Here is a 23,114-nt window from a genome sequence, read left to right on the forward strand (position 1 = left end):
TATTCATTTCCAGGCGCCTAATTATCTCGTTAAGAGATGCTCGCAAGAGCAAGTCACCTAGTTATGACATACTAGCGACTTAAAAAGTATTTAGCATTGTGCGTAAGCAATTTGCTAAAGGAGCGGTAGTTCAGTTGGTTAGAATACCGGCCTGTCACGCCGGGGGTCGCGGGTTCGAGTCCCGTCCGCTCCGCCAACTTAAGATGCAGGCCTTTGCAGTAATGCAAAGGCCTTTTTCGTATCTGAAATTTGAGTGTGGAAATGCCGTTTGCTGCACTATATATGTACTGCAGGCGGCTTATCATTCGTTTTGTTGCTGGTTCACTCTTATTACAATCAGTGTCTGCTCCGACAATAACAAAAAAGCCTCGTCATTTAGGCGAAGCTTTTTGTTGTATAGAACTTGATTTCAATTATTTAACTGATCTCGATATGGAATACTACTTTGTGCTCCATGGCGGGTAACCGCAATCGATGAGGCTTTATTAGCAAAAATTACTGCTTCTTGCAGACTTTTACCTTCATCTAATGCCACCATCAGTGCACCATTAAATGTATCCCCCGCCGCAACAGTATCGATAGCATTAACTATTGGCGCAGGTATGAGTTGTCCTTTACCTTGTTCACTAACATAAGCACCTTTGCTACCTAAGGTGATAACAACTTTATTGATGCCTTGTCGATGAAAATAGTCAGCTGCTTTTGAGGCGCTTAATTGATCACTGACCTCTACACCTGTTAATGCATAAGCTTCTGTTTCATTTGGTGTGATAATGTCGACTAAGCTAAGTATTTCTTTACTCAACATCGCTGCTGGCGCAGGATTGAGTAAGCTGATGCATTGATGTTGTCTTGCAAGTTGTAATGCTGCCTTAACACTTTCTAACGACGTTTCTAGTTGGATTAACATGTAACTTGCTTGAGCAAACTTAGCTTGCTGTTGTTGAAAATGCACTGCTGATAGGTAGGCATTAGCGCCGGGAACGACTCCAATGCTATTTTCACCTTGCTGATTTACAAAAATCATCGCGGTACCAGTGCTTTGATCTGCTATTTGGTAGCACCCTTCAAGTTCGATACCATCAGCAGCCCAAGAGTTACGCATCATTGCCGCGTTACTGTCATCACCGAGTGCTGATATAAAGCTGATAGTTTGCTTTGCATTACGTAAGCGAGCAGCTGCGACAGCTTGATTTGCTCCTTTACCACCGAGTTCAAGGCGATATTGTTGGCTAATTAAGGTTTCTCCGGCTTGGGGAAGATCATCAAAAGTCAGGACATGATCGGCATTGGCGCTACCGACAACTAATAAAGTGCTCATGCTTTTCCTTTATTGTCATGTAGATATCAATCTACATGACATTTTTGTATTAATAGTCGTTTAGGCGCTCTACAATAAAGTCGACAAACCCTTCACGGTTTATATCAAACAATACTTTGGTATTGTGCGGATTTCCAGTTAGTTGATATCGATCTACAACCGTCATTCCTTGAGTGTGCTCACCTTTGGTTTCAACGCCAACCCAACAATCTACAGTGGTAAATAATGATGGGTTTAGTAGCCAGGCAATGGTGCAAGGGTCATGCAGTGGCGCACCAGTAAAGCCCCATTTAGGATCGCGATGATAAATCATAAAGAAGTCGAGCAGTTCAGCAACGCATTGAGCGACAGGATTATTAATTGCTCTAATACGCTCAATGTCCTCATCCATAATCTGTGCTTCATGAGTAACATCAAGTCCACACATTACGATAGGAATGCCTGATTTAAACACCATGTCAGCCGCTTCTGGGTCGACAAAAATATTGAATTCAGCAGCAGGTGTCCAATTACCTACACCAGCTGCACCACCCATCAGTACGATGCTATCAATATTATGATGTAGCTCTGGGTGTGTTGCTAAAAACAGCGCAATATTGGTTAAAGGACCCGTTGGAACAAGTGTTACAGGTTTAGGGCTGTTTTTGACTTTTTCAGCCATTAACTCAATTGCTGTTTGGCTGACTGGATCAAATGCAGGGTCGGGTAATTTAGGCCCATCAAGACCTGTTTCACCATGGACATTATCAGCAATAATTAATTCGCGCGCTAAAGGTTTAGGTGCTCCGGCAGCCACGGGTATATCATGTCGACCTAGTAAGGTGAGCACGCGTAAAGCATTGTTTAATGTTTTATCTGGTGTTTGGTTGCCCGCACTGGTTGTTACAGCGAGGACATCAAGCTTGTCTGAACTTAATGCTAAAATGAGTGAGATGGCATCATCATGGCCAGGATCACAATCGAGAATGACAGGACGTTTCATAGGTGATTTCCTTATTCAATAAGAGGGGATAATGTACCATTATGACGGTTGTCGATTTAATGCTTAACAACTGAAAATGTGATCTGGTATACGCCGATATAATGGGTACGAACTAAAGTATCGCAGCTAATTTGCCTTAACTGGGTTGTAGTTTCAATTATTGATTTGATGAATAATGTAATTAAACGTGTTTCTATCATGCTGTTTTTAAATATAATAAAGCAGTTATAACCCGCGGAGTAAGTTATGGATTGTCGTTTAGGTTGTGGTGCTTGCTGCATTGCCCCTTCAATTACGAGCCCGATCCCTGGTATGCCAAATGGCAAACCTGCGGGTGTGCGTTGTGCTCAATTAAATGACGACAATTTATGTAAGATATTCGGCCAGCCTGAACGTCCAGATGTGTGCGCTGAGTTTACTGCCAATATTGACGTTTGTGGCACGACAAATGAGCAAGCTTTATGGTTGATCACTGATTTAGAGTCTTCAACATGTTAATCTGCGGCAAATATTTACTTTGGATACTTTAGATTATGCAACTGACTCGATATACAGACTTTGGTATTCGTATTTTAATGTACCTTGCTGTGCAACCAGAACGCGAAAATTTATTTCGCATTGCTGAGGTAACGAGTGTATTTGACTTGTCGTCTAATCATGTGGCTAAAATTGTTCATCAATTGGGGAGATTGGGTTACTTACAAACAATTCGTGGTAAGAGCGGTGGTTTTAAACTGGCAAAAACTGCTCGCGAACTCAATTTAGGCCAGCTAGTGCGTGATCTAGAACATTCACTTGCACCCATTGACTGTGAATCACCTTATTGTCGTTTTACCCCAGTTTGTAAACTGAGGGGAGTTTTAGCGCAAGCCGTTGCGGCGTATTTAGCCGTATTAGATCAGTATACTTTAGCTGATATCGTGACCAACAAAGACGACCTATTAGCATCTTTACCTGATTTATCTATTTCAGTGTTGCAGTTGGATTAGCCTGACTTGTGGTGGCAATATTGATGTCATCAAACAATTGCGATGTTTGAACTAACACGATGCCATTGGCTTCTAAACGGGATAAGTTTGCTCGTAAAAACTGAATCGTTTCAGGATAAGGATGGGCAATAGCCACTAACTTACCTTGTTGTTTGGTTCGCTCAATTATCTGGTTAAATTGTTTTTCTAACCCTCGCTGACTCACGTCATTATCTAAAAAGACATGTCTTCTTAACAACGGTACCCCAAGCTGATTAGCGGTATCGCTTGCCTTGGTATATCTGGTTGTCACACTGTCGACAAAAAACAATTGCTGCTGTTTTAAGCTTTGCATAACCCATAACATCGGGTCATCCATTTGGGTTAATAAGCTCCCCATATGGTTATTAGCCCCTTTGGCAAAAGGAATGCTATTAAATGCGGCTTGTAGCTGTTGTTTAATTTGCTCTTCGCTCATGTCATTAGTTAATCCGCCTGGGCCTAAGGTTTTACCGTTTAATGCCTGCATGGGCAGATGCAACATGATTTCGTGGCCTTTTTGGTGGCCATCATTAGCCAGTTTTTGGCCGAGAGGGGTATGAGGTAATACTGACAAGGTAATATTAGGTGGCAGCGTTAATGCTGCTTCGTCAGTGAGTCTATAGCCAATATCGTCGATGATAATGGCTAGTTTGGCGGCGTTTACGGGTAACAAACCGCATAAGTAAATGAAGAAAATTAATAGAATTCGCAAAAGTTTAGCTTATCTTTTTAAGAGTTATTGTTGTTAATATTATGCTAACAAACCGATTATAGGCATACTTAATGGGCTTGATACAGCGCTATTTAGGCGCAAACGCCACAAACAGTATCATTAGCGGCAGTAATAAGCCGGGTCGACCGCTTTACCCTTATTACGTATTTCAAAGTATAGCCCTGGTTCGCTTTGTCCACCCGAGCTACCCACTAATGCAATAGATTCTCCGCTTTTAACCATATCGCCTGGTTGTCTTAGCAATGTCTGTGCATGACCGTATAAGCTCATGTAGCCTTTGCCATGGTCAATAACCAATACCATACCAAACCCGCGTAACCAGTCGGCATAAATGACTTTACCTGATGCTACGGCATAAATATTTTGCCCTTCAGGTGCAGATAATACGCTGCCTTTCCAAACAATTTGCCCAGAACGGCTACTGCCAAAGCGTTTGCTCATACGGCCTTTAGTCGGCCATTTTAACTTGCCGCGTTGATTGGCTAAGCCGTCCATTGTGGGGTTGGCCTTAGCGGTAACCATGGCCTGCTGAACTATCCGCTTTAAGCTGGCTTCTTCTATTTGTAGTTGTTCTAGTTCAGCACCTTTACTCGACAGAGTCCGTTGAAGCTGGGTTAGCGTTTGTTTACGCTGTCCTTGTTCTTTTGATAATTGTTGTGCCTGCTTTTTTTGTTCAAGCACTAATGCATTGAGCTTTTGCTGCGAAGTCACCTGTTGTTGCTTCACTTTATCTAAATCAATACTGGTTTGTTTTAGCTGTTTAATTGCTTTAATTCGGGCATTATTTAAAAATTGATAATAGGCCAGCATACGTTCAACGGTGGCTGGATTTTGCTGATTAAGCATCATTTTTGTGTAGTCATGATTACCGGCAAGGTAGGCACTAGATAGCTGTTTTGATAATGTTTGCTGCTGACTACTTTTGAGGCTGGCGAGTTCGATTTGTTGCTTGTCCAATTCGCGTAATTTAGTATTAACGGCTGATAGTGAAGCTTGAGATTGATTCACTTTTTGAGCTGCTTTTGCAATGGCTTGCTCGTCACTTTTTAATAAGTTAATCAGTTTTTCGCGCTGTTTAGCGGTATCTTTAAGTGAGTTTTGTTGTTGGTTTATTTGCGATTGAATAGATTTTAATGCCGATTGACGAGAAGCCAAATCAGCACTGTTTGCCATAAATGAAATGCTTAGAAAGCCAGCAATTATGCTGGCTTTAACAAATAAACGAGTTATCACGAGTTAATGTTTACTCTTTAAGGTCAATAATACAACGCCCGCTCATTTCTTCCGGGATGCTTTGGCCCATTAAGGTTAACATAGTTGGCGCGATATCGCTCAAGCGTCCACCATCTTTTATTGTGGCGTCACGACCAACATAAACGAACGGTACCAAGTTACTGGTGTGCGCTGTAAATGCTTGTCCATTAGAAGGATCTTTCATTTTTTCGGCATTACCATGATCGGCTGTAATTAAGCACTCACCATCCACTTTTGCTAATGCATCAACGACACGACCAATACAGGCATCGACAGCTTCACAGGCTTTAACCGCAGCATCAAAATTACCCGTATGACCAACCATATCGCCATTAGGATAGTTACAAATAATCACATCATATTTGCTTGATTCAATTGCGGCAACGAGCTTATCGGTCAGCTCTGTTGAGCTCATTTCAGGCTGTAAATCATATGTAGCCACTTTAGGTGATTGGATTAAAATCCGATCTTCGCCTTTAAATGGTTCCTCTTTGCCACCGTTAAAGAAGAACGTCACGTGAGCATACTTTTCTGTTTCTGAGATGCGAAGTTGAGTTTTACCCTGGTTTTGTAGGGTTTCACCCAGGGTATTCACTAGGTCTTCTGATGGATAAGCCACTGCTGCGTTAATGTCGGCAGCGTACTCAGTTAGCATCACAAAATCGACTTTTGGGGTTTTATTTCGAACAAAACCATCAAAGTCAGGGTTGACGAAACAACGGGCAATTTGGCGTGCACGGTCAGCACGGAAATTCATAAATATAAGTGAATCATTGTCGTTTAACTCAGCGACTTGACCTTGGTCATCAGCAATGGTCGATGCTGATACAAATTCATCGTTTTCATCACGAGCATAAGCCGCTTCTAAGGCTTCAGGGGCACTGTTGTAGCTAAACTTACCTTTGCCTTCACTGATTAATTCGTAGGCTTGTGACACGCGATCCCAGCGGTTATCACGGTCCATCGCAAAGTAACGACCAATGATTGATGCTGTACGTCCATGGCCTAATGATGCAAACAGTTCATCAAAATGCACTAAGCTGTTTTTGGCACTGCGTGGCGGGGTGTCGCGACCATCTAAAAATGCATGTAAATACACTTTAGTTGCGCCACGCTCAACAGCCATACGGCACATGGCTTCAATGTGCTCTTCGTGGCTGTGTACGCCACCAGGAGACAATAGCCCCATGATGTGAACTGCACCATTGGCTGCTATAGCCTTGTCTACCGCTTCACAAAGCGCTTGGTTTTTTTCAAACTCATGGTCAGCAATCGCTTTGCTGACACGGGTCAACTCTTGATAAACAATACGGCCTGAACCGATATTGATATGGCCAACTTCAGAGTTACCCATTTGGCCGTCTGGTAAACCCACATCGATACCAGAACCTGAAATTAAGCTGTGAGGATATTGTGCATTTAGCTTATCTAGCACTGGGGTGTTTGCATGGAAAACCGCATTGTCTTGCGGGTTTTCGCTGTAACCCCAGCCATCGAGGATAAGTAATGCTAAAGGACGTTTCTGAGTCATTTGCAAGTACCTTTTAAGTTAAAAATAGAAGTGTTATAAAATTTCAATTGTATGAATATTACTACTTATCGATAGCGCACAAAAGGCATATAGGTTTGAAGATATAACTAAAGCAATGATTAAAGTGGTGCGGGTCACGAATAAACGCGTTATTTAGGTGTTTCACTAATGAAAACTACCTAGCAAAACGATATACTCGGTGGCATCTCATCTTAGCCATTGTCAGAGAAATCAGTAATTATGCAAGAGTACATGGAATTTTTTAAAGCTAACCCAATGTTAAGTTTAGCGTGGGTAGGCTTATTTGTGGCGCTTGTTGTTAGCGTCATTAAATCGGGTACATCTAAAGTAAAAAACGTCAGCCATCAAGAATTAACCATAATGGTTAACAAGCAAGATGCCAAAGTTGTCGATGTACGCGGTAAAGAAGAATTTAAGAAAGGCCACATTGTAGATGCATTAAATGTGACCTTGTCTGAAATTAAAAATAATCAAGTCTCAAACCTTGAAAAATTTAAAACTAGCCCCATTATACTTGTATGTAACTCAGGTATGACATCGTCACAAGCGGCTCAACTCCTTACTAAACAAGGTTTTGAAAACGTGTTTAACCTTAAAGGTGGCATGGGCGAATGGCAGGGTGCAAATTTACCCGTAGTTAAAAGTAAGCGTTAATTACGCGACTAAATAGACACAGTGTTAACGAATTGGGAATGCGCTAACACTGTTTATCAACAAGATTTTGTTGAAATTATTTTAGCAAAATCAACTTTACGGGAAAGCACTAACGATAGGTCAATCGATTGATTCTTAGTTGCAAAAGCCCAACACAATTAGCTGCAAAGAAAAGCTAAATAACACATATAGGTAGGAAATTATGGCTGAAGTCGCAAACAACGAAGCACAAGCACCACAATTTAACATTCAGCGTATTTATACAAAGGATTTGTCTTTTGAAACGCCAAACAGCCCAGCTGTTTTCCAAAAAGAATGGAACCCAGAAGTTAAGCTAGACCTAGACACTCGTAGCAACAAACTGACTGACGACACATTCGAAGTGATTTTATCTCTTACTGTTACTGCTAAAAATGGCGAAGAAACAGCATTCTTATGTGAAGTTCAACAAGCCGGTATCTTCTCTATCTCTGGTTTAACTGAACCACAACTTGCTCATTCTCTAGGTGCATACTGCCCTAACGTGTTATTCCCATACGCACGTGAATTAGTCGGTAACCTAGTGGGTCGTGGTACATTCCCACAACTAAACTTAGCGCCAGTTAATTTTGACGCACTATTTGCTCAGTATGTTCAACAGCGTCAAACTGCTGCAACTGAAGAAGCAACAGCATAATTTATGAGTAATACTGCCGAAATTACGGTATTAGGGGCGGGGTCTTATGGCACCGCCCTTGCTATTTCTTTGGCAAGCAACGGTCATAAGACTCTGCTTTGGGGACATGATCCTAAAAGCATGCAAGTGTTAGCTGACAATCGTTGCAACGAACGGTTTTTACCGGGTATTCAGTTTCCGGATTGTTTAGCAATTGAACCCGATTTAGGTAAAGCACTCGCCGCAAGTAAAAATGTTTTAGTGGTAGTGCCAAGCCATGTATTTGGTGATGTACTTAAACAAGCTAAACCGTTATTGCGCAAAGATGCACGCATTGTGTGGGCCACCAAAGGGCTAGAGCCTGAAACTGGTCGTCTATTACAAGACGTTGCACGTGAACAGTTAGGTGAGCAATATCCATTAGCGGTATTGTCTGGGCCGACTTTTGCTAAAGAATTAGCCGCGGGCCTACCTACTGCCATTTCGGTAGCAGGCACATGCCCTCAGTTTACTCACGACTTGGTTGAGTTACTCCACAGCCCAAAACGATTACGTGTTTATGCCAACGACGACTTTACTGGTTTACAGTTAGGCGGCGCGGTTAAAAACGTCATTGCCATTGGTGCCGGTATGTCAGACGGTATTGGCTTTGGTGCCAATGCGCGTACAGCATTAATTACCCGTGGACTTGTTGAGTTGAGCCGTTTAGGTGAAGCGCTAGGCGCTGATGCCTCAACCTTTATTGGTATGGCCGGTTTAGGTGACTTGGTACTGACATGTACCGACAACCAGTCGCGTAATCGCCGATTTGGTTTGGCTTTAGGCCAAGGTAAAGACGTGAACACAGCGCAAGAAGAAATTGGCCAAGTGGTAGAGGGTTATCGTAACACTAAAGAAGTGTTCACTTTAGCCAAGCGTCTCGGGGTAGAAATGCCCATCACAGAACAAATCTATCAAGTGCTATACCAAGGTAAAGCACCCGTTGAAGCGGCCAAAGAGTTGCTCAGTCGAGATAAAAAGTCTGAGACACTCAAAAAATAGCGCAGCAGACCGGTTAAGTTAACCGTGAGTAGATATCAAAAAGGATGCTAAAATAGCATCCTTTTTTGCATTTATGCGCAACGTAAATCATCAATTCAAATTGTGTGGAGTAAAGCGTGAAACATCATGACGTAATCATCATCGGCGCCGGCGCGGCAGGGTTAATGTGTGCTGCAACAGCGGGCTATCGAGGTCGTGATGTATTAGTGCTAGACAACGCCAAACAGGCTGGTCGCAAAATTTTGATCAGTGGCGGTGGGCGCTGTAATTTCACTAACCAAAAGGTTGAGCCACATCAGTTTATTTGTGGCAATCCACACTTTGTTAAATCGGCATTAGCACGTTACCGTTCGAGCGACTTTATTGAGTTAGTTGAACGCCATGGTATTGAATACCACGAACGCGATCATGGTCAGCTATTTTGTAACGATTCAGCCAAAGACATCGTCACCATGTTAATGACTGAATGCGAGTGGGCAGGCGTTAAGATTAAACTGCGTACAGAAGTGCTCTCGGTAAGTAAAACGGAGAGTGGCTTCAGCTTAACAACCTCAAATGGTGACTTTAGTTGCACATCGCTAGTGATCGCCACTGGCGGATTATCGATGCCTAAACTCGGCGCTACGCCTTATGGGTATAAGCTCGCAGAACAATTTGGTTTAACCGTATTACCCACCAATGCTGGGTTAGTGCCTTTTACTTGGCATGCCGACCAAAAGGTGCGTTTTGAACCACTATCGGGTATTGCAGTTCCTTCAACGATCACCGCACAAGATGGCACTCAATTTAGTGAAGCACTATTGTTTACCCATCGCGGTTTATCAGGCCCAGCTGTACTGCAAATTTCAAACTATTGGCAAGCAGGCGAAGCTATTTCCATTAATTTACTCCCGGGTGAAAATGCGTTAGAAAAAATCGAACTCGCGCTTAAAAATCATCCCAAACAGAGTCTACGCAACACCCTTAGCCATTGGTTGCCAAAACGCCTAGTCGAAGCCTTATTTGAAGAAGCGCAATTAGACAAAGCCTTAAATCAACTTGGCCACGGCGAGCGTGAACAACTCGCTCAAAACTTAAATGACTGGTCAATTGTGATGAATGGCACCGAAGGTTATCGCACAGCAGAAGTCACCTTAGGTGGTGTTGACACCAATGAGCTGTCATCGAAAACCATGCAAGCTAATAACGTCCCAGGATTATACTTTATTGGTGAGGTAATGGACGTAAGTGGTTGGTTAGGTGGGTTTAATTTTCAGTGGGCCTGGTCATCTGGCGTTGCCGCAGGGCTGGCTGTTTAGTATTTTTTAATAAAAAAATGCTCGTTGAGTATTTAACTCTGCGAGCCTTATTTTCAAAACTCGCGGTTCATTTTTTCAAAGCTTTGAGTTAGTACTTTGATCGACTCTGGGTCTAAATGACGGGTGATGTCTTCTGTTAGTTGTAAATGCATGCGGTTATGCTGCTTGTGCAACGCTGTACCTTCACTGGTTAATTCGACCATTATTGAGCGGCGATCAACCTCATGCGGAGTGCGGACGATAAGACCAAATTGCACCAATTTTTCAACCTGCACCGTTAGTGTGCCGGTGGTAATGCCTAATCTATCAGCTAACTCTTTCATTCTCATTGGCCCGTGCGAGCCCAATACTTCAATGGTATGCACCTGTGCTAATGAGTAACCGGTATCTTTTACGACAGACTGCTCCCAAGAAGACAGTTTGTCGTAAAATTCGATGATCAGGTTATTCAAAGAATGCATAAGAGCCTCAGGCGTAATTCACTTCGATTGTTAAGTGGTTTAGCTTACCAAACTTACTCAGTGATTGTTTAAATGTTTCAGCATTAGTGTCGCTTGTGGTGCAAATTGCAATGGCGGCCGAATAGTGATCTGCGCTTATTCTCCAAATGTGAATGTCGGTCACCTTGGTTTGCTCATTTTCAAGTGCGTTAATAATGTCTGCTTGATAATGCTTGTCGATGCTTTCATCTAACAAAATTGGGCTCGTTTGTTTCATTAAGCCTAAAGCCCATTTCGTGATAACCGCGGCACCCACAATTCCCATAACAGGATCTAGCCAATACCAGCCAAGATACTTACCCACTAAAAGCGCGCCAATGGCTAACACTGAGGTTAGCGCGTCAGCAAGTACGTGGAAATAGGCAGCTTTGAAATTATGGTCGTTATGTCCATGATGGCTATGATCATGATCGTGTGTATGGCCGTCATCTTCGTGGTGGTCGTGATCATCGTGGCCATGGTGGTGATGTTCATGACCAAGAATAAACATGCTCGCCACGTTAACCACTAAACCGATAATTGCGACCATAATGGATTGGTTAAATTGAATATCAACTGGCGACAGTAACCGATGTATTGATTCAACCAACATAATGAGTGCGACAATACCTAAACCAATCGCACTTGTGTATCCGCCGAGTACGCCAACCTTACCTACACCAAAAGAGAATCTGTCGCTATTGGCGTGTTTTCTCGCATAGTGGTAAGTAAATAGCGTGATGCAAAAAGCGGCTGCGTGGGTTCCCATGTGCCAACCATCGGCAAGTAGTGCCATAGAGCCATAAATTGTACCGGCGGTCACTTCGATAACCATAGTAATAATCGTAATCACGAGTACGTACCATGTGCGGCGTTCGTTTTGTGCATTCACTGAGGTGAAGTTATGTTGGTGGACATATTTATCGGCAAAGTTGGTCATAATTTATTAGTTTGATTGTCAAATTATCTTGACTTTATGTTATTTGATAATCAAAGTAAATGGTTGGCGGTTGAATTTATAACTCTCGATATGCATCCATTAAATATTGAAGACAGAGCTTGTACATTAATTTAAAAGAAAAGCAGTAATGTTAGTGGCTAAAAAAGCAAGTTATTAGTATGGCCCTTAGCTTTGAATTTGTTAGATAAACACTAGCGTTGAGCGTTGTTATAAAGCCTATTCATTATCCTGAATAGGCTTTTTATTGTCTCAATCTTGTATATGCATATAATCATATATAAAATGTTTTTAAGAATTCAGCTGAACCCATTATCTATGAAAAAGAAAAGCGTATTGTTTTTGTGTACTGGAAATTCTGCCCGTTCACAAATGGCCGAAGCGTTATTGTTGAGCAAAGCCGGTGATCAATTTGATGTATTTAGTGCGGGTACCCAGCCTGAAGACGTTGATGCAAGGGCGATTGAAGCAATCCAAAAGTTTGGTGTCGACGCCAGTCATTTAGTGTCTAAAAATGTACAAACGTTTGCAGGGCAAGCCTTTGATTACGTGATTACGCTTTGCGATAAAGCCAATACCGAATGTCGCAGTTTTCCTGGGGCTGGTAAGCAACTTGCCTGGGATTTTCCCGATCCTAAATCACGCAAAGGTCACCATCCTTTTTCTAGTACCTTAACCGAGCTTAACAATCGCTTATCGATGTTTTTGCTGGTGGAGAATAAAACCGCTGCAGCTGCTGCAACTGATTCTCCTACCGCAATAGAGCAAACCACAGAGACATTAACCAACGTCGATCCCATCGCGTTTTATAAATGTTTAACCGACGACATTCGTCTAAAAACCTTAATGTTGACCCACTATCATGGTGAGCTGTGTGTGTGCGAGTTAATGCAAGCGCTGGATGAAGATAGCCAGCCTAAAGTATCACGCAACTTAGCTTTACTGAAAAAAGCCAACATTCTTAGCGACCGAAAACACGGTCAGTGGGTATTTTATCGGATTAATTCAGCATTACCGTTATGGATTAAGTCGGTGATTGCGCAAACGACCGAAAATAACATTGCGTTAATCTTGCCGCATCTTGAGCGTTTAGACGCTATGAAAAATCGCCCTGATAAAGTCAGTTTCTGTCGTTAACTCAACTCAGTTTTTGCCGTTAACTCTGCAATGCTTGAGTGCTTAAATTTAGTTCAGTTTAATTCACTTTAAATTAATGGAAAATATGATGACGATTAAAATAGGAATTAACGGCTTTGGCCGTATGGGACGTTTATCAATGCGCGCAGCGTATGATTGGGACGACATAGAAATTGTCCACATTAACGATCCTGCTGGCGACGCAGCAACGTTAGCCCACTTAATGACCTTTGATTCAGTGCATGGGCGCTGGCACCACGAGGCGACCCATCAAGGTAATGCCATTGTGATTAATGGCAAAGCCATTCCATGTACCCAAAACACAGCCACTCAAGATACTGATTGGTCACAATGCGATGTAGTGATTGAAGCGTCGGGTAAAATCAAAACCAAAGCGTTACTGCAAGCGTATTTAGAACAAGGTGTTAAGCGTGTTGTGGTTACAGCGCCTGTAAAAGAAGAGGGCGTGCTCAATATTGTGATGGGCGTGAACGATGATCTCTATGATAAAGCGATTCACCCGATAGTGACGGCGGCATCTTGTACCACCAACTGTTTAGCGCCAGTGGTAAAAGTGATCCACGAAAAAATCGGCATTAAACATGGTTCGATGACCACAATCCACGACATCACTAATACCCAAACCATCTTAGATGCACCGCACAAAGACTTACGCCGTGCCCGTGCTTGTGGCATTAGCTTAATCCCCACTACAACCGGTTCAGCAACCGCCATTACTCATATTTTTCCTGAGCTTAAAGGCAAGTTAAATGGTCATGCGATTCGTGTTCCGTTAGCCAATGCTTCAATTACCGATTGCGTATTTGAAGTGGCACGTGGCACCACAGTAGAAGAGGTGAATCAACTGCTTAAGCAAGCCGCAGATACTGAGCTTAAAGGCATTATGGGTTATGAAGAACGCCCGCTTGTATCGGTTGATTATAAAACCGATCCGCGTTCAAGCATTATTGATGCCTTGTCGACCATGGTCGTCAACGACACTCAGGTGAAGTTATACGTGTGGTACGACAATGAATGGGGATACGCTAACCGTACCGCTGAGCTTGCCCGCAAAGTCGGCCTAGCAGATAAGGAATAACCCAGCATGGGGCTGTTATCACTGAGCGCATTACCGCCGCAGATTAAACAATACCTAATTATTACCGGTAATTATTGGGCGTTCACCTTAACCGACGGCGCATTGCGGATGCTGGTGGTGTTGTACTTTCATCAACTCGGTTACAGCCCGCTTAACATTGCCATGTTGTTTTTGTTTTATGAAATCTTTGGCGTAGTAACCAACCTGGTTGGCGGCTGGTTAGGCGCAAGGTTGGGGTTAAATAACACCATGAACATTGGTCTTGGGCTGCAAATTGTCGCCCTTGCCATGTTAACGGTACCCGCCGATATGCTTACCGTAATGTATGTTATGGCAGCGCAGGCCTTGTCTGGTATCGCTAAAGATCTCAATAAAATGAGCGCCAAAAGCGCGATTAAAATGCTGGTGCCGGGTGATGCTCAGGGTAAGTTGTATCAGTGGGTCGCGATTCTTACGGGGTCGAAAAATGCCTTAAAAGGGGTTGGCTTCTTTTTAGGGGGTTTATTACTGACATTACTTGAGTTTCGCGGCGCCGTGATAGCAATGGCGGCCATGTTGACTATAGTGTGGCTAATGAGTTTACTCACCTTAAAAGCCGGTTTAGGTAAAGCTAAAAACAAGCCTAAATTTACCGACATGTTCTCAAAAAGCCCGGCAATAAATATGCTGTCGGCAGCGCGGATGTTTTTGTTTGGTGCCCGCGACGTGTGGTTTGTGGTGGCATTGCCAGTATTTTTAGCGGTTACATTTCAGTGGGACCATTGGTGGGTTGGCGGCTTTATGGCTAGCTGGGTGATTGGTTACGGTATTGTGCAATCATTTGCGCCGTACTTTACCGGTAAAAAACAAGGCAAGGTGCCTAGCGGGCAAGCCGCCTTTATGTGGGCAGGGTATTTATTAGTTATCCCAGCCGCCATTGCACTAGCACTACACTTTGACTTTTATATCCAGCAGTTATTAATCGCTGGTTTATTGTTGTTTGGTGCGGTGTTTGCGATTAACTCATCGCTGCACAGCTACCTTATTGTCAGCTATGCCGGTAATGATGGCGTGTCACTCGATGTCGGCTTTTACTACATGGCCAATGCCATGGGGCGCTTAATTGGTACCGTGCTTTCGGGTTGGGTTTATCAGCAATATGGCCTTGAGGCCTGTTTATGGATCTCAAGTGCATTTGTGACGTTAGCGGCGCTCATATCCATTAAATTGCCAAGATAAACATGCAGTAAATCGCAAATCAACGTCATAAAAAATAGGGTTGCCATTGTTGGCAGCCCTTTTTTTACCGCTGTCTTGTCTGCCTGAAACTCTTACCGAATTGTCGGTAAAAATTTCTCACCTCGTGGTATGCCGTAAATTGTATCTATTACCCTCTGAAAAATTAAATCGATATTAATTAATATCTTATGTTTTATTTCCGAAGTTGGCACGATGCTGGCTTTAGCTAACTATACGAACGATAAGAAATATACGAAACACAGATACACAGAAATAAAGCATGTACGAATATCGTCAATTCATATTCAGTACATTGAAGACAAACCGAACACCAAGGAGGTTTTTATGTTGGGCTGGACATTAATGTTTTTAGTGATAGCCGTTATTGCAGGTTTATTGGGATTTACAGGTATTGCAGGTGCAGCAGCGGGAATCGCTAAAATTATTTTCTTTATCTTTGTGGTGTTGTTGCTGATTTCGTTAGTGTCGAATGCACTGCGTGGTAAGTCACCTCGATAACCTACATAACCAACTTAGTTAATAACACGGTCAAAATATTTACCATCATCAGGAGATGAATTATGAAATTATTAAAATTAATCACAATGGCAAGTTTAATGGTTCTACTTACAGCGGGCTTATCAGCATGTTCAGATAACAAAGCCGAAAATGCAGGTGAGAAGGTCGATGAGATGATGCAAGATGCGGGTAATGCGGTTGAGGATGCTTGTGAAGATGTAAAAGAAGGCATGAAAGCCGAAGATCCTGACTGTTAATAATATTACGGCACTCATGCATTAGGCATGAGTGCCGCTTTTGTTATTTCACCCCAGGAGGACAGATTATGCCGACCCAAATCCACATTAAATATTATTACACCCTTGGTACTTTTATCGCATTGTGCCTATGCATCACATTACCTTATGTAGTGCTGCAAGTGGCGTTTGGCTGGGTGGCATTGTCATTAGGTTTAGTCAGCTCTGCCTATTGGTTTAATAGCGCAGGCATTTTTCGTAAAAGCCAGGACGGCAGTATTCCCTGGTATATCAGCTGGAGTTTTATCCCATTTCTAATGGGCAGTCAGGCGTATAACGCGTGGGCAAGAAAGCACGACAAAGTGCCGGCTATCCAACAAATCGATAAGCAATTGTATTTAGCTTGTCGTCTATTTCCTAACGACGTTGAGCAACTTAAACGTGAAAAAATCGGCGCGATTTTAGACGTCACCGCCGAGTTTGACGCACTTGAATGGACCTTAGTGGATGAGAATATCGAATATTTAAATATTCCGGTGCTAGACCATAATGTGCCAACCATTGCCCAAGTAAACCAGGCTGTAAACTGGTTACATAATCAGGTGCGCAAAGGCAACAATGTGGTAGTGCATTGTGCCTTAGGCCGAGGCCGTTCAGTATTAATGTTAGCCGCGTATTTAGTGTGCCGCGATAAGCAACGTCAGTTTAGCGACGTGCTTAAAAGCATTAACGATATTCGTCAAACTGCCAAGTTAAATAAATGGCAGTTAGCGGGTGTTGAAAAAATGCATCAACAGCAGCAAATTAATATCCATAAGCAAGCCTGGTTAATTGTTAATCCGGTATCGGGCGGTGGTAAGTGGCACGATGAAGCCGATCATATTAAACAAACCCTATCGCGCTATTTTCAGCTTAAGGTGTTGTACACCGCCAAAGATAAATCTGCGGCGCAATTAGCCGAACAAGCTAAAGAAAAAGGTGCCGATATCATCATTGCCTGTGGCGGTGATGGCACAGTTAACGAGGTTGCCTCGGTGTTGGTCGACAGCGATATTTATTTAGGCATTATTCCAATGGGCACCACTAATGCATTAAGTCACACCTTATTTGGGGTTAACAGTAAAATGATGCCCGTGTCGCAGGCGTTAGAGATTTTAATTCAAGGTCATCATCAACGCATTGATACCGCAGTGTGTAACGACAGTATTATGTTGTTGCTGGTGGGCTTAGGCTTTGAGCATAAAATGATTCAAAAAGCCGACCGTGAGACCAAAAACGACATGGGTCAGTTAGCGTATTTAACTGGTTTGTGGGAGGCCATTGATGAAAATCAATCGTGGTCGATTCGCATGCAGTTAGATGATGGTGAAACCCACACTATCGACACCACCAGTTTGGTGATTGCTAATGCTGCGCCATTTTCCAGCGTATTAGCTCAGGGTAATGGCGAACCGATTATTAATGATGGTTTACTCGATATTACCTGGATTGAGGCAAGTGAGACTTCGCCACAACAATTGCTCAGCATGACCGAGTTATTGTTTGCAGGCTTAACAGGCAGTCGAGAGCAAAACGCTGCAAATAGCGCGATTCATCATCAACAGGCGAAAAAAATCTATTTAACAACGGATGCTCAGTTTAAGTACGTGATTGATGGCGAGCTGTTTGAGGCAGAAGATATGCTAATTGAGGTGAAACCCAAGTCGTTGTCTGTGATGATTCCACAGGGGTAATTTTCATTTTATGGCCTACGGCCACACCAATTTTCAAACTCCGTTTGAATCAAAATCGCAAGGTTCCACCCTGCACTGGCCAAAAGGGGATCAACAGCAATCCCCTCTTGGATCACCTGTGCCGTTCCGGCAACATTTTCGCTTTTTAACCAAACAACAGCAGCGAAAAAATTGCGACGGAAAATTATCCAACTTTGGGCCGCATTTTTAGCCTGCTTCAGCCACCTCTTTATGGTAAAGAATGAAAATGCTAACGCTTCAGATGGGAGTCTGATGTGAATGGATTCACGAATGTCGTGGTGGCATGGTCAATGATGTTCCCGACATCATAATGACATTTCCCATATCCATATGGGTCAGATGCCAAGGAACGACCCTTCCCCTCTAAAGCTAGCTGGCTCTGATAGGCAGGATGCCTTGAAGCACATGGATGTGCGAGAAAGGCCATGGCCAGCTCACGTATTCTTTTATAAAGAGTCTTCAACGGCCTCAAGTTCAGAGTTGAATTTGAGTATTTGAAAGCTAAGGCCAACTCATTTTTGGACAGAAATTATTTAGATCAAAGGGTCTAAAGGTAGGTCGTGGGATTGGTAAATGTATGTATTCAAATAAAGTTTACACTGACCCCACATATCCTTATCACCACACATATCACCATATCACCACATATCCCTTTCTTACACATATCCCTTTCTTAGATAATGAAGTGGCATAGTTATCTTAGCAAGCCTGAATCGTAAAACCGCCTTTCGGCGGTTTTCACTAACTATTCCTTTTATAATCGAACGCACATAGTAGCCGTCGATAGCCAGTCCCTTTTTTGTCTGGCATTTGCTTAAGAAATGCTTCAACTTCTTCCAAAGGAACCTTTTCATTCCATGTTGACCACATGATCGCATTGATTTCATTCGCTCGCGTGACAGAATCATCTTTAAAGATTTCTTGTAAGCACGTATGAGTGGTTTCAACGGAACAAGGTAAACTCGCAACGTTCTCTTCAATTTTCCTTCGTTGCTGCTCTTTTAATACAGCAGACTTTTCGAGGTTGGGGTAAATCAGGTCGAACGCGTAAATAGGGAACCATTGCGTGACTGCTATGTTTATCTTATCGATTAATCTAATCAAATGATGGTTTGACTCTTCAACGATATCAAAGTAATCAGACATAAAACTAGATGCGTTCCTATGCTCATATGTAATGGATTTTGCTGAACCAATTACAAGAATCTTATCGCTATTATCAAGTGAATCAATATCTTCTGTAATGTTTACCTTAATGCTGCTCCCATCAGGGCTTGCACCAGAATAGATATCTTTAACAATACTCTGAACTTTTCGAATATCCATTGCTGATACAGGTAGGTTCAAGTTAGAAAGGGATTTGTAGATTTCGTTGAAATCATCTGTTTTCAACTTATTAATTCTGATAGTTGAAAATCCCTCTAGGTCAATGTCATGCTCTCTTATTTCATGTGATTGAGAACCACGTTCATACTCAACTAATAGAAAGTTATTGCGAATTTTTTCAGCATTATCTGAGTTAGGTTCGATATAGGTAAAAATGGTCTTTAACAGGCTCTTAATATTTTCATCGCCGATTCCGTATCCCATAAAGATAATAGGGTTATGAATGAAAATTGACAGTAGCTGCGCTCTGATTAGTTCATACTTATCGTTGAATTGAGCGTAATCACCTTCGGTGATAATTATTTTTGATGGATCGGTACAGCAACCATGAATTTTATATACGGAGCCATATGGGTTGCTAAGCAAGATATCATTTCCCACTAGAGGCTCAAAGCTAAAAACATTCTCTACTAGAGCATCATAGTTGGTAGTGATTACTGAACCGATATTTTTGCGGATTTTTTTCAGCTCAGCCAGCTCTTCCTTTTTCTCTTCCTTGTAGTTCAGCTCACTTACTAGCTGCGAAATATAAACTTTGAAACGACTTAAATAGTTTTCGCTTTCCATCCCACGATAGAAAATATCATTGATTTTTTTGAATTTTCCGTTTCGATCTTTACCTAGGTCAGTATTAAACTCCTGCTCTATTTTCGTAGCAATTTTGGTATAATCATACTTACCGTTATCTCGACACTCTGCTTTAATATCAAGATAGAACTCGTTGTTCCCTTTGAGCTCAAAGGCTATGTGTTTTAGTAAGCCATCCCATGTAAAAGAATTATTTAGATAGCGTAGACTTAAACCAGCTCCTACAAACAAAACAGGGTGGTTTCTGTACTGCCCTACAAACTCATGTATGTTCATTCCAACCCCTAGCAATCCATGTTGTAGATAGTGTACCCCAAGTCATTAGTGCTGTGCCAACACATTTAAAAACAATGATATAGCTAGATAAAAGGTAATAATACTAATTCTTTAACATGAGGGTTATTCACAATTACATTGTTGTCCGCCTCAACGATTGTTAGTTTGAAAAGTACTTTCCATCAGCTGTATTGAGCATCTTTCTGGTTGATACTTTAGTGGCTAACAGTGACAACCGTTTTCGATTCATTCTGGAAATTGTCTGATGTTTGAAATGACGAATCCATCACATAAGAAATGTATGCTAAATAGAGATAAATAAAACATGGATGATTAGATGTACTAACAAGAAATGCGGCATAAATGAGTTACTTATATTGCTTGCAACAGTACAAATTCAGAGGCCGTTGAAGAAAATGACGTGAGCTGGCCATGGACGGCCAGCTAGCTTTAGAGGGGAAGGGACGCCCCATCTGAAGCGTTAGCATTTTCATTCTTTACCATAAAGAGGTGGCCGAAGAACACTCCGACGAAGTTAAAAGCTGGATTCAACCACGTCGCGAAATTATCGCAGCTATTGTTTAGTTAAAGAATGATAATTTTGATGTGGCGGCTGGGCCAATTCTTTTATAGAGAGTAAAGAGGGAACAGCCGTTGGTTTCCTCTTAATCTGGTGTGGGCGAAGCGCCACGACGTTAGTGGCCGTAGGCCATAAGAACAACCACTGGCTAAGAAAATTGGCCATCTCAATTGACCATAGAATTAATCTTCTGAGCTGGTTTGATCCTGATATTTACTCAGTTTGTTGTACAAGGTTTTGACACTAATGCCGAGTTGTTTAGCTGTGTCATTTTTATTGCCAGCGGTTTGATCGAGTGCTTGATAAATGGCGACTTTTTCAAGTTCATCTAAACGCATGCCTGCGGGGATTTGGACATCGTCTTCAGCTGGCTCGGCAGACGGTTCTAGCGGGTTAATATTGATATGGCTGACATCAATAATATCGTCGGCGAGAATATAAGCGCGTTCGATGGCATGCTTTAACTCTCTTACATTGCCAGGCCACTTTTGTTGTTGAATTAAGCTCAGAGCATCGTCGCTAAAGGTTTTGCTGAGCTTTTCAGCCGAGTTACGGTATGCCAAAAAATGTTGAGCTAAACCGCTAATGTCGTCGCCTCTGTCGCGTAATGGCGGTACGCGGATTGGAAAGTGGGCTAAGCGAAAGTATAAGTCTTCGCGAAATTGCCCTTGCTCAATAGCCTTGGCGGGGTCGCGGTTGGTGGCGGCCACGATGCGCACATTGGCCTTTTTAATCTTTTGGCTGCCCACTTGACGATATTCATTATTTTCAAGTACGCGTAACAACTTGACTTGATGCTCGAGCGGCATTTCGGTGACTTCATCTAAAAATAACGTGCCACCTTCAGCTTGTTCAAATACCCCAGAGTGATCTCGATTTGCCCCAGTAAATGCGCCTTTTACATGACCAAATAACTCGCTGTCGACTAACTCTGGGCTTAATGCGCCGCAGTTAATAGCAATAAAAGGCTCGTTAACTCGAGTGCTGGCTAAATGAATTGTATTGGCTACCAACTCTTTACCGGCTCCGCTTTCACCAATAATAAGCACATTGCTTTCGGTTACTGCCACCTTACGAGTGGTGCGATACAGCTTATGCATGGCGCGCGATGAGCCCACAAGCAAACCATATTGGTCTAGCTCGCTCGAAAAGGGTTGCTGCTTTTTGGTTGATTGCGAGATTAAATCCTGGGCAAAGTCTTCTAAGGTGTCGTCAATCAATGTCATGTCGTAAGGCTGACGGAAATGATACCCCGCGCCAGTCGCCATAAGCTTATCGAGATTAGGGTTAGGCTTGCCTTCGCTTAAAAAGATGAATTCGATATCAGACATTAACGCACTGTTGGCGATGTCTAAATAGTCTTGTTGGCTTAAGTTGGCGAGTTCAATAATGGCGACATCGACAGCATTGTCTTCAAGCTGAGTTAACCAGGATTGATCGATGCTGCTCGCAATCTTATTAAAATGCTGGCTGGCTGAAACTTGTAATAGCTGCGTTTGAGTTTGCGGCTGGCGCAAATGATAAAAAAGTACTGGACGACCCATGCCGATGTTACTCCCTGTCTATTAATAACCACTGTAATCGGTGATGTAGATTTGACAATTAAAGGCGGTAATATTTTCCTATTCGGCGTTTGTCCCGAGAACGTATTGCTAGCATAACAATTTAAAATCAACAGTTTAATTAAACTTTGTCAATGTGTATGAATTATGCAAGTGATCATAATGACTCAATATTACATTCATTAGCAAGTCATCAAGCGGGCTAACGAACTCAGCTAGTTGATGATAAGGAGATAGAGCCTTGATTATAAAGCAATCACATAATGTCACTCACGTTGGCAGCGACTTATGGTTATTAAATGAAGCGATTGATTTATGCCAGGAGGGGCAGCAATTTTATAGCCGGGCCACAAAAGGAGCCATTGATTACAATATTAAGCGCATATTTGGCCATATGGCAGAGGTAAGAAAAGGCATGTTAAGCCGTTTAACGGCACTTTTTAAACAAGTAGAACCGCGCTATCCGCAAGTCATCGACAGTATTGACCATTTAACACCGCCATTGAGCCCCTATTATGCTGAGGCTGAAAAAGCCATCGCGCAAAACCGCATGACAAAAGCGATTAAGGTGCTGATTGCCGCAGAGCAATATGTGTTAAGCCGCCTCAAGCTTGCCGCTAAGCGCGCGAATAGCCAACGTGTTACCAGGCAATTAGCAGAGGGTATTGCATGGCTGCAAATCAGTTGCGACAGCATGAAAAACTTACCACTTAACGAGTCGAGCCAATCGCCATGAAATTTTTACATCAAGTCGGTAAAAAAGTCCGAAAGTAAGTCACTGTTATCGATAAGCTTTGAACGAACAACAATAGCAAATCAAGC

General features: G+C 42.5%; 22 protein-coding genes and 1 tRNA gene. 14 read left to right on the forward strand and 9 right to left on the reverse strand.

Annotation, left to right across the window (positions count from 1 at the left end):
• Positions 1-119: 119 nt before the first annotated feature.
• Positions 120-196, forward strand: a tRNA-Asp gene (locus IEY42_RS18265).
• Between the two features lie 213 nt (positions 197-409).
• On the opposite strand, the gene rbsK is transcribed toward IEY42_RS18265, so the two are convergent.
• On the reverse strand, positions 410-1,321 hold the full coding sequence (gene rbsK, locus IEY42_RS18270) for a ribokinase (protein WP_188926731.1): 912 nt from the start codon (positions 1,319-1,321) through the stop codon (positions 410-412).
• 49 nt (positions 1,322-1,370) lie between these two features.
• A complete protein-coding gene (rihA, locus tag IEY42_RS18275) occupies positions 1,371-2,303 on the reverse strand; it encodes a pyrimidine-specific ribonucleoside hydrolase RihA (RefSeq protein ID WP_188926732.1) in 933 nt (310 codons plus the stop codon).
• A gap of 246 nt (positions 2,304-2,549) precedes the next feature.
• Between rihA and IEY42_RS18280 the strand changes: the two genes are divergently transcribed.
• Complete coding sequence (locus tag IEY42_RS18280) at positions 2,550-2,801, forward strand: YkgJ family cysteine cluster protein (protein ID WP_188926733.1); 252 nt, start codon at positions 2,550-2,552, stop codon at positions 2,799-2,801.
• Between the two features lie 35 nt (positions 2,802-2,836).
• Positions 2,837-3,292, forward strand: coding sequence for an Rrf2 family transcriptional regulator (locus tag IEY42_RS18285; RefSeq protein WP_188926734.1), 456 nt, complete (start codon positions 2,837-2,839; stop codon positions 3,290-3,292).
• On the opposite strand, the gene IEY42_RS18290 is transcribed toward IEY42_RS18285, so the two are convergent.
• The 3 genes from IEY42_RS18290 to gpmM all read right to left on the reverse strand — a co-directional run bounded on the left by IEY42_RS18290 (position 3,267) and on the right by gpmM (position 6,831).
• A complete protein-coding gene (locus tag IEY42_RS18290) occupies positions 3,267-4,025 on the reverse strand; it encodes a divergent polysaccharide deacetylase family protein (protein WP_188926735.1) in 759 nt (252 codons plus the stop codon). The two genes, IEY42_RS18285 and IEY42_RS18290, sit on opposite strands and share 26 nt — an antisense overlap.
• Positions 4,026-4,145: 120 nt before the next feature.
• The gene (locus tag IEY42_RS18295) at positions 4,146-5,279 is read right to left on the reverse strand and encodes a murein hydrolase activator EnvC family protein (RefSeq protein WP_188926736.1); all 1,134 of its coding nucleotides are present in this window, start codon (positions 5,277-5,279) and stop codon (positions 4,146-4,148) included.
• A gap of 10 nt (positions 5,280-5,289) precedes the next feature.
• A complete protein-coding gene (gpmM, locus tag IEY42_RS18300; RefSeq protein ID WP_188926737.1) occupies positions 5,290-6,831 on the reverse strand; it encodes a 2,3-bisphosphoglycerate-independent phosphoglycerate mutase in 1,542 nt (513 codons plus the stop codon).
• A gap of 240 nt (positions 6,832-7,071) precedes the next feature.
• On the opposite strand from gpmM, the gene IEY42_RS18305 reads away from it, so the two are divergent.
• From IEY42_RS18305 to IEY42_RS18320, 4 genes are all read left to right on the forward strand, one after another.
• A complete protein-coding gene (locus IEY42_RS18305) occupies positions 7,072-7,506 on the forward strand; it encodes a rhodanese-like domain-containing protein (RefSeq protein WP_188926738.1) in 435 nt (144 codons plus the stop codon).
• Positions 7,507-7,708: 202 nt separating this feature from the next.
• Positions 7,709-8,182 carry a protein-export chaperone SecB gene (gene secB / locus IEY42_RS18310; protein ID WP_188926739.1) on the forward strand — a complete coding sequence of 158 codons (474 nt, stop codon included), beginning with the start codon at positions 7,709-7,711 and terminating at the stop codon, positions 8,180-8,182.
• A gap of 3 nt (positions 8,183-8,185) precedes the next feature.
• The gene (gpsA, locus tag IEY42_RS18315) at positions 8,186-9,202 is read left to right on the forward strand and encodes an NAD(P)H-dependent glycerol-3-phosphate dehydrogenase (RefSeq protein ID WP_188926740.1); all 1,017 of its coding nucleotides are present in this window, start codon (positions 8,186-8,188) and stop codon (positions 9,200-9,202) included.
• A 116-nt stretch (positions 9,203-9,318) separates the two neighbouring features.
• Positions 9,319-10,500, forward strand: coding sequence for a BaiN/RdsA family NAD(P)/FAD-dependent oxidoreductase (locus IEY42_RS18320; RefSeq protein ID WP_188926741.1), 1,182 nt, complete (start codon positions 9,319-9,321; stop codon positions 10,498-10,500).
• A 53-nt stretch (positions 10,501-10,553) separates the two neighbouring features.
• On the opposite strand, the gene IEY42_RS18325 is transcribed toward IEY42_RS18320, so the two are convergent.
• Positions 10,554-10,961: a MarR family winged helix-turn-helix transcriptional regulator gene (locus IEY42_RS18325; protein WP_188926742.1), complete on the reverse strand. Its 408-nt coding sequence runs from the start codon at positions 10,959-10,961 to the stop codon at positions 10,554-10,556.
• A 7-nt stretch (positions 10,962-10,968) separates the two neighbouring features.
• Complete coding sequence (gene dmeF, locus IEY42_RS18330; RefSeq protein ID WP_188926743.1) at positions 10,969-11,919, reverse strand: CDF family Co(II)/Ni(II) efflux transporter DmeF; 951 nt, start codon at positions 11,917-11,919, stop codon at positions 10,969-10,971.
• A gap of 336 nt (positions 11,920-12,255) precedes the next feature.
• Here dmeF and IEY42_RS18335 point away from each other — a divergent pair, with 336 nt between their 5' ends.
• The 6 genes from IEY42_RS18335 (at position 12,256) to IEY42_RS18360 (ending at position 17,879) form a co-directional block, all read left to right on the forward strand.
• A complete protein-coding gene (locus tag IEY42_RS18335; RefSeq protein ID WP_188926744.1) occupies positions 12,256-13,074 on the forward strand; it encodes a metalloregulator ArsR/SmtB family transcription factor in 819 nt (272 codons plus the stop codon).
• Positions 13,075-13,162: 88 nt separating this feature from the next.
• The gene (locus tag IEY42_RS18340) at positions 13,163-14,173 is read left to right on the forward strand and encodes an ArsJ-associated glyceraldehyde-3-phosphate dehydrogenase (RefSeq protein ID WP_188926745.1); all 1,011 of its coding nucleotides are present in this window, start codon (positions 13,163-13,165) and stop codon (positions 14,171-14,173) included.
• Positions 14,174-14,179: 6 nt separating this feature from the next.
• Complete coding sequence (gene arsJ / locus IEY42_RS18345; RefSeq protein WP_188926746.1) at positions 14,180-15,391, forward strand: organoarsenical effux MFS transporter ArsJ; 1,212 nt, start codon at positions 14,180-14,182, stop codon at positions 15,389-15,391.
• Between the two features lie 345 nt (positions 15,392-15,736).
• Positions 15,737-15,910, forward strand: a complete 174-nt coding sequence (locus IEY42_RS18350; RefSeq protein WP_160056188.1) for a DUF1328 domain-containing protein — start codon at positions 15,737-15,739, stop codon at positions 15,908-15,910.
• 62 nt (positions 15,911-15,972) lie between these two features.
• Positions 15,973-16,167, forward strand: coding sequence for a hypothetical protein (locus IEY42_RS18355; protein ID WP_188923183.1), 195 nt, complete (start codon positions 15,973-15,975; stop codon positions 16,165-16,167).
• Between the two features lie 68 nt (positions 16,168-16,235).
• A complete protein-coding gene (locus IEY42_RS18360; RefSeq protein ID WP_188926747.1) occupies positions 16,236-17,879 on the forward strand; it encodes a diacylglycerol kinase family protein in 1,644 nt (547 codons plus the stop codon).
• Positions 17,880-18,641: 762 nt separating this feature from the next.
• Here IEY42_RS18360 and IEY42_RS18365 read toward each other — a convergent pair.
• Complete coding sequence (locus IEY42_RS18365; RefSeq protein ID WP_188926748.1) at positions 18,642-20,150, reverse strand: SIR2 family protein; 1,509 nt, start codon at positions 20,148-20,150, stop codon at positions 18,642-18,644.
• 762 nt (positions 20,151-20,912) lie between these two features.
• Positions 20,913-22,274 carry a sigma-54 interaction domain-containing protein gene (locus IEY42_RS18370; protein WP_188926749.1) on the reverse strand — a complete coding sequence of 454 codons (1,362 nt, stop codon included), beginning with the start codon at positions 22,272-22,274 and terminating at the stop codon, positions 20,913-20,915.
• Positions 22,275-22,533: 259 nt separating this feature from the next.
• On the opposite strand from IEY42_RS18370, the gene IEY42_RS18375 reads away from it, so the two are divergent.
• Complete coding sequence (locus IEY42_RS18375) at positions 22,534-23,028, forward strand: ferritin family protein (RefSeq protein ID WP_188926750.1); 495 nt, start codon at positions 22,534-22,536, stop codon at positions 23,026-23,028.
• The last annotated feature ends 86 nt before the right edge of the window (positions 23,029-23,114 follow it).

This window comes from Shewanella algicola (assembly GCF_014648035.1).
In the GTDB taxonomy this organism is placed as follows: domain Bacteria; phylum Pseudomonadota; class Gammaproteobacteria; order Enterobacterales; family Shewanellaceae; genus Shewanella; species Shewanella algicola.